The 11,419-nt window shown below is 55.4% G+C and carries 9 protein-coding genes, 1 tRNA gene and 1 pseudogene; all 11 read left to right on the top strand.

Annotated features, from left to right (window positions below; translation table 11 throughout):
* Positions 1–155, top strand: a pseudogene (gene tuf, locus AB7E65_RS09190) (elongation factor Tu); the annotation flags it as partial.
* 53 nt (positions 156–208) lie between these two features.
* Positions 209–358: a 50S ribosomal protein L33 gene (gene rpmG / locus AB7E65_RS09185; protein ID WP_072286024.1), complete on the top strand. Its 150-nt coding sequence runs from the start codon at positions 209–211 to the stop codon at positions 356–358.
* A 53-nt stretch (positions 359–411) separates the two neighbouring features.
* Positions 412–488 (top strand) — tRNA-Trp (locus tag AB7E65_RS09180).
* Between the two features lie 28 nt (positions 489–516).
* Positions 517–705, top strand: a complete 189-nt coding sequence (gene secE, locus AB7E65_RS09175; RefSeq protein ID WP_072286022.1) for a preprotein translocase subunit SecE — start codon at positions 517–519, stop codon at positions 703–705.
* A gap of 18 nt (positions 706–723) precedes the next feature.
* Positions 724–1,257 carry a transcription termination/antitermination protein NusG gene (gene nusG / locus AB7E65_RS09170; protein WP_072286021.1) on the top strand — a complete coding sequence of 178 codons (534 nt, stop codon included), beginning with the start codon at positions 724–726 and terminating at the stop codon, positions 1,255–1,257.
* A 38-nt stretch (positions 1,258–1,295) separates the two neighbouring features.
* Positions 1,296–1,718: a 50S ribosomal protein L11 gene (gene rplK / locus AB7E65_RS09165; protein ID WP_072286020.1), complete on the top strand. Its 423-nt coding sequence runs from the start codon at positions 1,296–1,298 to the stop codon at positions 1,716–1,718.
* 26 nt (positions 1,719–1,744) lie between these two features.
* A complete protein-coding gene (rplA, locus tag AB7E65_RS09160; protein WP_072286019.1) occupies positions 1,745–2,446 on the top strand; it encodes a 50S ribosomal protein L1 in 702 nt (233 codons plus the stop codon).
* Between the two features lie 217 nt (positions 2,447–2,663).
* Positions 2,664–3,182 (top strand): 50S ribosomal protein L10, encoded by a 519-nt coding sequence (gene rplJ, locus AB7E65_RS09155; RefSeq protein WP_072286018.1) that lies wholly within the window; start codon positions 2,664–2,666, stop codon positions 3,180–3,182.
* A 63-nt stretch (positions 3,183–3,245) separates the two neighbouring features.
* Entirely contained in the window at positions 3,246–3,629 is a 384-nt protein-coding gene (rplL, locus tag AB7E65_RS09150; protein WP_072286017.1) for a 50S ribosomal protein L7/L12, read from the top strand.
* A gap of 93 nt (positions 3,630–3,722) precedes the next feature.
* A complete protein-coding gene (gene rpoB, locus AB7E65_RS09145) occupies positions 3,723–7,829 on the top strand; it encodes a DNA-directed RNA polymerase subunit beta (RefSeq protein ID WP_428745739.1) in 4,107 nt (1,368 codons plus the stop codon).
* A gap of 39 nt (positions 7,830–7,868) precedes the next feature.
* Positions 7,869–11,419, top strand: a 3,551-nt coding sequence (rpoC, locus tag AB7E65_RS09140; protein ID WP_428745738.1) for a DNA-directed RNA polymerase subunit beta', incomplete at its 3' end; no start/stop codon positions are given.

Genomic DNA, 11,419 nt, shown 5'->3' with positions numbered 1-11,419 from the left:
TGGCCGAGGGGACCGAAATGGTAATGCCCGGCGACAATGCCAGCATGACCGTAAATCTGATCACCCCGATCGCCATGGACAAAGAGCTGCGTTTCGCCATTCGCGAAGGCGGCCGTACGGTCGGTGCCGGTGTCGTCAGCGAAATCATCGAGTAATCCTTTACAGCTGAGTTCCCCCGCCCTCGGGCGGGGGGGTCGAGGAACAGGCTATGCGTGACATAATTACCCTTGCATGCACTGAGTGTAAGCAGCGGAACTATACGACGACCAAAAACAAGAAAATCAAGCCCGAGCGGCTTGAGTTCAGTAAATACTGTCGCTTTTGTCGTAAACATACTCCCCATCGCGAAACCAAATAGGGCTCGGCGGGTGTAGTAAGACGGGCCGCAGGTGTCTGCGGCTTTTTGCATGCAGGCCAGTAGCTCTAATGGCTAGAGCACCGGTCTCCAAAACCGGGTGTTGGGGGTTCGAGTCCCTCCTGGCCTGCCAAATTTTCAAGTAAACTCTGGGAGTTGTTGTGGTCAACAAGGCGGGAGAATTCCTTGGCAATGTCAAGGTCGAGTTAAAGAAAGTGACTTGGCCTTCCAAGCGAGACGCCTACGGATCCACGCTGGCGGTCATTGTGCTGGTTCTTGGCGTTGCTGTGTATTTGTGGGGCGTTGACAGGCTGCTTTCATCCGCGATCGGCGTTCTTCTCAGGGGATAGGCGAAACGATAACAACGTATGTCTAAAAAGTGGTACGGGGTACATACATATTCCGGGTTCGAAAACAAGGTCAAGATGACTTTGGAAGAGCGTATACGTCAGCTTGGTGTCGAGGAACAGTTCGGTGAGGTGCTTATCCCATCCGAGACGGTCGTCGAGATGAAGAATGGCGAGAGGAAGACTTCCACGCGGAAGTTCTTTCCGGGGTATATCCTCGTGCAGATGGAGCTTAACAACGAAACCTGGCACGTGGTCAAAAATACCCCCAAGGTGACAGGGTTTGTCGGTGGAGGGTCGGCGCCGCCGCCGATTCCTGACGCTGAGGTGGCAAAAATCACTGCCCGCATGGAGGAGGATGTCGAGCGACCCAAGCCCAAGGTGGCATTCGAGGTCGGTGAGACGGTGCGGGTTGTTGACGGGCCATTTCTGAATTTCACCGGCGTAGTTGAGGATGTGAAGCCCGATAAGGGAAAGCTGAAGGTCATGGTCAGCATTTTCGGCCGGGTTACTCCTGTCGAGCTCGAGTTTATCCAGGTTGAAAAAACCAGCTGACGCTGGCTTTATGAAGGTTACAGTTCAAGGAGAAGCTCATGGCCAAAAAGGTTGTTGGATTGATAAAACTGCAGATTCCTGCCGGCAAGGCCAACCCTTCGCCGCCGGTCGGACCCGCACTGGGTCAGCACGGGGTGAATATCATGGAATTCTGCAAGGCGTTTAATGCCAAGACGCAGGCACAGGACGGGATGATCACGCCGGTTGTCATTACCGTTTATGCCGACAGGTCTTTCAGCTTCATTACCAAAACCCCGCCTGCCGCGGTTTTGCTGATGAAAGCCGCCAAGATCCCCAAGGGCTCCGCTGTGCCCAACAAGGACAAGGTTGGAAAGGTCACCAAGGCGCAGGTGCGCGAAATCGCAGAATTGAAAATGCCCGATCTCAATGCGTTTGATATTGAAGCTGCGGTGAAAACCGTCGAAGGCACGGCCCGTAGCATGGGGCTCGAAATCGTATAATTTCTGGCAGGATTCGGAGTACGCCAATGTCCATAGGAAAGCTGCACAAGCAAGCCAAGGAAAAGGTCGACCGTTCGCAGGTGTACCCCATCGGCGAGGCGCTGGCCTTGGTGAGGGAGGCTGCACACGCCAAATTCGACGAGACCGTCGAAATTACTGTTCGTCTCGGGGTTGATCCTCGCAAGGCTGATCAGATGGTGCGTGGTGCCGTGGTGTTGCCTAACGGCCTGGGGAAAAATGTCAGGGTTCTTGTTTTCGCCAAGGGTGAAAAGGCTATCGAGGCAAAAGAGGCCGGGGCCGATTTCGTCGGCGGTGATGACCTGGTCGCGAAAATCCAGGAAGGCTGGTTTGATTTCGATACCGCCATTGCCACTCCCGATATGATGGGTACGGTTGGTAAGATCGGTCGCCTCCTCGGACCTCGTGGGCTTATGCCCAACCCCAAGGTTGGTACAGTCACCTTTGAGGTTGGCAAGGCCACTAGCGAGGCCAAGTCCGGCAAGATCGAGTATCGCGTTGAAAAGGCCGGTATTATCCACGCGCCCGTCGGCAAGGTATCCTTTGATGTCGACAAGCTGCAGGAAAATGTCGTGGCGCTCGTCGATGCCCTGGTCAAAGCCAAGCCATCTACCGCAAAGGGTACCTATCTTCGCAAAATGAGCCTCTGCAGCACCATGGGTCCTGGCGTTCCCGTCGATCTGCCCACGGTACAGGCGCTGGTAAAGTAACGCACGGTTGTTTCACTATCCAAGCCGGCCCGCACTTTATGTGCGGGGCGGCCGATTGTGTCTTGAGTCCAGGTCAGAGACAGCAGGTACATTAAATGTTTAATGGTTGACCGCCTGCCGAGGCCGGAGCGAGTGGATGCGAATGCCTCCCTCCGTGGCCGTTGACTGGATATATGGTCCACACTGGTCCGGAAATCTACAGAAAGGAGGAGAGGCAGTGAAAAAGGAAGACAAATCACAAGTTGTATCTGAAATGGCTGAAAAACTGGCCAATTGTCAGGCAGCGTTTCTTGCGGATTATCGTGGTCTTACGGTTGAGCAGGTAAACCAGCTGCGTGGCGAGCTTCGTAAGGTAGGCGTCGAGTATCGGGTTGTCAAAAATACGCTTCTGCGTCTGGCAGCCAAGGGCACCAATGCTGAATGCCTGGATGAATATCTTCAGGGCCCCAATGCCATCGCCCTTGCCGAAAACGATCCTGTCGGGCCGGCAAAGGTTTTGACGGAATTTGCCAAGGCCAACAAGGCATTTGAACTGCGCGCCGCCCAGCTCAATGGTAAATTGCTGCGCCTTGATGAGGTGCAGGCCCTTGCTGAATTGCCCAGCAAGGAGGTTCTGCTTGGCAAGATGCTCGGATCGCTCAATGCGCCGGTTACCAATTTTGTCGGCGTTTTGGCCGCGGTGCCGCGTAGTTTCGTTCAGGTTCTTGCCGCTATCCAGCAGCAAAAAGAGGCCTGATTGCCTTGCTGCTGAAATTCACCTAAAAACAAGTCTGTCAGATATACGGGAGGTTATATAACCATGGCTGATATCACCAAAGAACAAGTCGTTTCCTTTATCGAAAGCATGAGCGTTCTGGAGTTGGCCGAACTGGTCAAGGAACTTGAAGAGAAGTTTGGCGTTTCCGCCGCCGCTCCGGTGGCCGTTGCCGCTGCTCCCGCTGCCGGTGCCGCTGCTCCCGCTGCCGAGGAAAAAGATGAGTTTGATGTTGTTCTGACCGCCGCCGGCGACAAGAAAATCAACGTCATCAAGGTTGTTCGGGCCGCTACCGGTCTCGGTCTCAAGGAAGCTAAGGATATGGTTGACGGCGCACCGCAGACGGTCAAGGAAGCCATGCCCAAAGCTGAAGCCGAAGAACTCAAAAAACAGCTCGAAGAAGCTGGCGCCACTGTACAACTCAAGTAGTATTCTTTGCATATTTAACACCTTAGCCAAGGCTGCCGTATGCGGCCTTGGCTATTCTGCTTTCGTTAGCTTCCCCTAGCTAAAGGAGAAACCATGGCTTATTCGATTGCGAATAACCAGCTTCTTAGGAAACATTTTAACACGATCAAAGGCATCATCGAGATCCCCAATCTCATCGATATCCAGAAAAATTCCTACAAGCGTTTCCTGCAAGCAGGGCTCCCTCCTTCTGCTCGGAAAAATATCGGGCTTGAAGCGGTTTTTCGCTCGGTTTTCCCTATTCGTGATTTTAGCGAAACCTGTTCTCTGGACTACGTTTCCTATTCTCTGGGAACTCCCAAGTACGATGTCAATGAATGCCATCAGCGGGGCATGACCTACGCCGCTCCCGTCAAGGTATGCGTGCGTCTTGTTTCATGGGATGTTGACAAGGAATCCGGCGTTCAGGCGATTCGCGATATTAAAGAGCAAGAAGTTTATTTCGGCGAGATCCCTCTGATGACCGAGAATGGTACCTTTATCATCAATGGTACCGAACGTGTCATCGTTAGTCAGTTGCACCGTTCTCCCGGTGTATTTTTTGACCACGATAAGGGTAAGACCCACTCGAGTGGCAAGGTTCTTTATAATGCGCGGGTCATTCCATATCGTGGCTCGTGGCTGGATTTCGATTTTGACCATAAGGATATCCTCTACGTCCGCATCGACCGCAGGCGGAAACTGCCCGCCACGGTGCTACTCAAGGCCCTCGGCTATAGCGCTGAAGAGCTTCTGAATTATTATTACCAGACGGAAACAGTCGTCCTTGATGGCGATTCCTATAAAAAGAGGGTCAATCTGGAACTGCTGTCCGGGCAGCGGGCTTCCGCCGATATTGTTGGAAACGACGGGGAAGTTATTGTCCGAGCCAACCGGAAATTCACCAAGGCGTCCATCCGCAAGCTTGCCGACAGCAATGTGGAATTCATACCGGTTTCCTCCGAGGAGGTTGTCGGTAAAGTTGCTTCAACGGACATCGTTGATGTTGCCACCGGCGAGGTCGTGGTCGAGTGCAACGAAGAGATCTCGGAAGCCAAACTCGAAGAGTTGCGTTCGCGCGGAATTAACGAGTTCAGCATCCTGTTCATCGATCATTTGCACGTCGGTCCTTATCTGCGGGAAACCCTGTTGATCGATCGCATGGCCACTCCCGAAGATGCGCGCATCGAAATATACCGGCGCCTGCGCCCGGGAGACCCGCCGACCATCAAGAGCGCCAACGCGCTGTTTGAAAGCCTCTTCTTTAATCCGGAGCGCTATGATCTGTCCGTGGTCGGACGCATCAAACTCAATTACAAGCTGCACCTGGACGCTCCGGAAGAACAGACAACGCTGACCAAGGAAGATATTCTGGAAGTCGTGCGATATCTGGTTGGCCTGCGCGACGGACGGGGCAACATCGACGATATCGATCACCTTGGCAATCGGCGTGTGCGGGCGGTTGGCGAGTTGCTCGAAAACCAGTATCGGGTGGGCCTGGTGCGCATGGAACGCGCCATCAAGGAGCGCATGAGCCTGCAAGAGGTCGACAGCCTGATGCCGCACGATCTGATCAACTCAAAGCCGGTTTCAGCAGTGGTCAAGGAGTTTTTCGGCTCTTCGCAGCTGTCCCAGTTCATGGATCAAACCAATCCGCTTTCCGAGATTACCCATAAACGGCGTCTTTCGGCCCTGGGACCCGGGGGTCTGACTCGGGAGCGCGCCGGATTCGAGGTGCGCGACGTACATCCGACCCACTATGGGCGTGTCTGCCCGATCGAAACGCCGGAAGGACCCAACATCGGCCTGATCGCTTCCTTGTCGACCTATGCGCGCATCAACGAGCACGGGTTTGTCGAGACGCCCTACCGGGTCGTGAAGGACGGAAAAGTAACCAACGAAATCCGCTATTTTTCCGCCCTTGAGGAAGGGGGCCATGCCATAGCCCAGGCCAATGCGCCTCTCGATGAAGAGGGCCGCTTTGTCAATGAGCTTGTCAACGCCCGGCAAAATGGCGAGTTTGTGCTCATTCAGCGCGAAGAGATCGGCCTTATGGACGTTTCTCCCAAGCAGCTCGTGTCGGTTGCGGCATCGTTGATTCCGTTTCTGGAAAATGACGACGCCAACCGTGCGCTGATGGGGTCCAACATGCAGCGCCAGGCGGTGCCGCTGCTTCGTTCCGATGCCCCCCTTGTGGGCACGGGCATGGAGCGGATCGTCGCTCATGACTCAGGCGCCGCTGTGGTAGCGCGGCACAACGGCATCGTGGAGTCGGTAGATGCTTCCCGTATCGTGGTGAAACTTGACGAGGGCGAGGTTGACGAAGACGGCACCGGTGTCGATATTTACAATCTGATCAAATTCGCCCGGTCGAATCAGAATACCTGCCTCAATCAGAAGCCGATCGTCAAGGTCGGCGACCGTGTCAGCCGCGGCGGGATCATAGCCGACGGGCCCTCGACGCAATGGGGGGAACTGGCATTGGGACAGAATGTCCTGGTGGCCTTTATGCCCTGGGAAGGTTACAATTTCGAGGACTCTATCCTGATCTCCGAGAAACTTGTCAAGGAGGACCGTTATACATCGATCCATATCGAGGAACTCGAGTGTGTCGCTCGGGATACCAAGCTTGGCAAAGAGGAAATAACCAACGACATTCCCAATCTTGGCGAGGACGCGCTCAAGGACCTCGACGAGAGTGGCATCGTGCGCATCGGCGCCGAAGTCAAGCCCGGTGACATCTTGGTCGGCAAGATTACCCCGAAAGGCGAAACTCAGCTGTCTCCGGAAGAGAAACTGCTGCGCGCCATTTTCGGCGAGAAGGCTGGTGACGTGCGGGATACGTCCCTGCGTCTGCCTCCCGGTGTGGAAGGTGTTGTCATCGGCGCGCGGGTTTTCTCCCGCAAGGGTGCCGACAAGGACAGCCGTACCGAATACATCGAAAAGACCGAGATCGAGAAATTGCTGAAGGATCAGCACGATGAAATCCGCATCATCCGGGAGTCGAGCCGCAGCAACCTTGAATCCCTGCTGCTCGGTCAGGTGTCGGCAACCTCGCTGTTTGATTCCGCCGGCAAGGAACTTCTCGGCCAGGGCGAGAAAATCATTGTCGAGGTACTCGATGGCTTGCCGTTCGCGCGATGGCGGGAAATCAGTCTTCTCGATGCGCCCGAAAAAGAGGAAAAACTGAGCAGCATCCTGGCAAGTCTGGCTCAGAGGGAAGAACTGATCCGGGAGGTTTTCGCGGACAAGATTGAAAAGATCAAACGCGGGGACGATCTTCCTCCCGGCGTTATCAAGATGGTAAAGGTGTATATTGCCATCAAGCGCAAACTTTCCGTCGGCGACAAGATGGCCGGACGCCATGGCAACAAGGGCGTTCTTTCCCGCGTGCTTCCAGAAGAAGATATGCCGTACATGGCCGATGGCACGCCGGTCGAAATCGTACTGAACCCTCTGGGGGTCCCCTCGCGCATGAACGTCGGCCAGATTCTCGAGACGCACCTCGGGCTGGCGGCAAGAGGTCTGGGGATTCAGATCCAGCAGCATCTTGACCGTCATTTCAGTCCCGATGCCCTGCGCGGCAAGATTGCCGATGCCTACCAGGACGATCGGGTTACCGATCTGGTAAATGGACTGTCAGACGATGAAGTCGTGCGGTTGTCGCGGCAGTTGGCCAATGGTATCCCCATGGCCTCTCCGGTATTCGAGGGGGTCACGGAAGAGCAGATGAAGGCCCAGATCGAACGTGCCGGATTTGCTTCTTCCGGGCAGATGACCCTCTATAACGGGAAAACCGGGGATCCTTTCAAGGAAAAGGTTACCGTCGGCATCATGTACATGCTCAAGCTGCATCATCTGGTCGACGACAAGATCCATGCCCGCAGTATCGGTCCCTACAGTCTGGTTACTCAGCAGCCGCTTGGGGGCAAGGCGCAGTTCGGCGGACAACGGCTTGGGGAGATGGAGGTATGGGCCATGGAGGCATATGGCGCCGCCCATGCTCTGCAGGAGTTCCTGACCGTCAAGTCCGACGATGTCACCGGACGCACGCGAATGTACGAGGCCATTGTCAAGGGTAAGCATACCCTTGAGGCCGGCCTTCCCGAGTCGTTCAACGTACTGATCAAGGAATTGCAATCTCTTTGTCTGGATGTTGAGCTCCTTGAGGAGCAGGAATAATTATCTCGATACCAACTCCATCCCCAAGGAGGGTATGTTTTGGAAGATATTTTCAGCCTTTTTGAGCGGCCGAAGGATCCTTTGAGCTTCAATGCCATTCGTCTTTCGCTGGTTTCGCCGGAAAAGATCCGTGAAAGATCCTTCGGCGAAGTTAAGAAGCCCGAAACGATCAATTACCGGACCTTCAAGCCGGAGCGGGACGGTCTGTTCTGCGCCAAAATATTCGGACCGACCAAGGACTACGAGTGCAACTGCGGCAAATATAAGCGCATGAAGCACCGGGGAATTGTTTGTGAAAAATGCGGGGTTGAAGTTATCCCCAGCAAGGTGCGCCGCGAGCGTCTGGGGCATATCGATCTGGCCTGTCCTGTGGCGCACATATGGTTCCTCAAATCGCTTCCGTCGCGAATTTCGACGTTGCTCGACATGACCCTCAAAGAGGTCGAGCGCGTACTCTATTTCGAGGCGTACCTGGTACTGGATCCGGGCGACACGCCACTGTTCCGCGGACAGCTGCTTACCGAAGACAAATATGCCGAAACCATGGATGAATACGCGGGGCAGTTTGTAGCATCCATGGGCGCCGAGGCGATTCGCGATTTCCTTGTAAGCATCAATATCGAAGAACTGTCCAATACGTTGCGCAAGGAGATGAGTGAAGCTGCCAGCGAAGCCAAGCGCAAAAAGGTCGCGAAGCGGCTGAAAGTGGTCGAGGCTTTCAAATTCAGCGGCAACCGTCCCGAATGGATGATTCTGGAGACCATTCCGGTGCTGCCACCGGAACTTCGGCCGCTGGTGCCTCTGGATGGCGGCCGCTTTGCCACCTCGGACCTCAATGACCTGTATCGGCGTGTGATCAATCGTAACAACCGCCTCAAGCGCCTGATGGAGTTGCGTGCTCCGGAAGTCATCATCCGGAACGAAAAACGCATGTTGCAGGAAGCTGTCGACGCGCTGTTCGATAACGGTCGCCGGGGGCGGGCCATCACCGGTCCCAACAAGCGGCCCTTGAAGTCGCTGTCCGATATGCTTAAAGGTAAAGGCGGACGCTTCCGCCAGAACCTGCTTGGCAAACGTGTCGACTATTCAGGTCGTTCGGTTATTGTCGTCGGTCCGGAACTCAAGCTGCATCAGTGCGGCCTGCCGAAGAAGATGGCGCTGGAGCTTTTCAAGCCATTTATCTACAACAAACTGGAAGAGCGCGGCTACTGTACCACCATAAAAAGTGCAAAAAAAATGGTGGAAAAGGAAAAGCCCGAGGTGTGGGATGTCCTCGAAGAGGTCATCAAGGAGCATCCTGTCATGCTCAACCGTGCACCGACGCTGCACCGCCTCGGTATCCAGGCATTTGAGCCGGTTCTTATCGAGGGCAAGGCGATTCAATTGCATCCCCTGGTTTGCACCGCATTCAATGCCGACTTTGACGGGGACCAGATGGCAGTGCATCTGCCATTGTCCATTGAAAGCCAGATCGAGACGCGGGTGTTGATGATGTCCACCAACAACATTCTTTCGCCCGCGCACGGCAAGCCGATCATCGTGCCTTCGCAGGATATGATTCTCGGTCTTTATTACATGACCCGGGAACGCGCTTTTGCACGCGGCGAAGGGAAGGTTCTTTCTTCCCGTGACGAATTGCGCATGGCCTATGACGCCGGTGAAATCGACCTTCAGGCGCGAATCAAGGTGCGCATGTCACGCGTGGCCGGCGAACCTGTAACCCTTATTGAAACCACGACCGGACGGGTACTGCTCAGGGACGTTGTGCCTGAGATCATCCCCTTTGATTACATCAATGTGGTCATGGCGAAAAAACATGTCGCCAATCTTATCGATGTATGCTTCCGGTTGGCGGGCAACAAGGAAACGGTGCTGCTGGCCGACCGTCTCAAGGATACCGGCTATCGGTTCTCAACCCTGGCTGGCATCTCCATCTGTCTTGACGACATGGTTATTCCCGATACCAAAGACGTCATGATGAAGGCAGCGGTTGAAGAGGTGACGGAAATCCAGAAGCAGTACACCGAGGGTCTGATCACCGATGGAGAACGGTACAACAAGGTTATTGATATCTGGGCCAAATGTACCGAGGCCATAGCCCAGACGATGCTCGAGACCCTGTCCAAGGACGAGATTGTGTCCCCGGATGGCGAAACGGTGCGGGTGCCGTCCTTCAATTCGATACATATGATGGCCGACTCCGGTGCCCGCGGCAGCGCACAGCAGATCCGGCAGCTGGCCGGCATGCGCGGCCTCATGGCCAAGCCTTCCGGCGAGATCATCGAGACGCCGATTACCGCCAACTTCCGTGAAGGCCTCACCGTGTTGCAGTACTTCATCTCTACACACGGTGCCCGTAAAGGTCTTGCGGACACCGCACTCAAAACCGCCAACTCGGGTTATCTGACCCGGCGCCTGGTGGATGTGGCGCAGGACGCCATCATTACCGAGCAGGATTGTGACACCCTCGACGGCATCATGATGACCGCCCTGACCGAAGGTGGGGAGGTTATCGAGCGTCTTGGCGACCGCATCCTCGGCCGCACCGCCCTTGAGGATGTGCTCGATCCGGTCACCGGGGAGGTGCTGGTGGAGGCAAACCAGCAGATCGACGAGACGCTGGTGGAGAAAATTGAAAACGCCGGCATCGAGCGTCTAAAAATCCGCTCCGTACTTACCTGTCAGAGCCATCGTGGCATTTGCGCAACCTGCTACGGCCGTGACCTGGCCAGGGGGCATCTGGTCAATCTCGGCGAAGCGGTGGGTGTCATTGCCGCCCAATCGATCGGTGAGCCGGGTACCCAGCTTACCATGCGTACCTTCCACATCGGTGGTACGGCTTCGAGACGCGCCGAGCAGACGTCTCTGGAAGCGCGGTTCGACGGTTTCCTCAAGTACCTCAATCTCAACTCGGTGCTGGATGCCGATGGCCATCACGTGGTCATGAACCGTAATGCCGAAATTGCGGTTGTCGATGAAACGGGGCGTGAGCGTGAACGGTACGGGGTTGTTTATGGAGCGCGTCTGCGGATTGGGCCGGATGGGCCGGTTTCCGCGGGAAGCCTGCTGGCTGAGTGGGACCCGTATACCATGCCCATTCTGACTGAAATCGCCGGTACCGTCCGTTACGGGGACATCCTTGAAGGTGTCACCATGGAGGAGCAGGTCGACGAAGTAACCGGTTTGTCTCGCAAGGTGGTCATCGAGTCGAAAGGTGCCGACAAGCGCCCGCGCATTACCCTTAAGGACGCCGAAGGCAAAACGGCCAAGCTGCCCAATGGCGCCCCGGCCAGATACATGCTGCCTGTGGGGGCCATCATCGTCGCTCCGGAGGAGGAAAAAGTGAGCGGCGGCTCCATCCTCGCCAAAATTCCAAGGGAGACCACGAAAACCAAGGACATTACAGGGGGTCTGCCGCGGGTTGCCGAGCTTTTCGAGGCCCGCAAGCCCAAGGAATACGCCATTATTTCGGAAATCGACGGGGTCGTATCCTTCGGTAAGGACTCCAAGGGCAAGCGCAAGGTGTATGTTACGCCCGAGGTCGGCGCGCCGAAGGAATATCTGATTCCCAAAGGCAAGCACATCAGCGT

Origin of the sequence: Syntrophotalea sp. (assembly GCF_050253115.1) — a bacterium.
Classification (GTDB): domain Bacteria; phylum Desulfobacterota; class Desulfuromonadia; order Desulfuromonadales; family Syntrophotaleaceae; genus Syntrophotalea; species Syntrophotalea acetylenica.
The sequence above is the reverse complement of the archived record's forward strand: the minus strand, read 5'-3'. Positions and strand labels throughout refer to the sequence as shown.